General features: G+C 74.8%; 1 protein-coding gene. It reads left to right on the top strand.

The window, feature by feature from the left end; genetic code table 11:
- The coding region (locus ACZ6JE_RS15175) for an alpha-galactosidase (protein WP_464319476.1) at nucleotides 1–278 on the top strand (278 nt) is incomplete at both ends.

Here is a 278-nt window from a genome sequence, read left to right as displayed (position 1 = left end):
CGACGCGGCCCGTCACCCTCAACACCTGGGAGGCCGTCTACTTCGACCACGACCTCGCCCGCCTGCGCGCCCTGGCCGACGCCGGGGCGCGGGTCGGCGCCGAGCGCTTCGTGCTCGACGACGGCGGGTTCCGCGGTCGCCGCGACGACACGTCGGCGCTCGGCGACTGGTACGGCGACGACGAGGTCTGGCCCGACGGCCTCGCCCCGATCATCGAGCGCGGCACCGGACTCGGTCTGCAGTTCGGCCTGTGGGTCGAGCCCGAGATGGTCAGCCCC

The organism is Frigoribacterium sp. AC759 (assembly GCF_979256015.1).
This window is presented reverse-complemented; position numbering and strand designations above follow the sequence as displayed.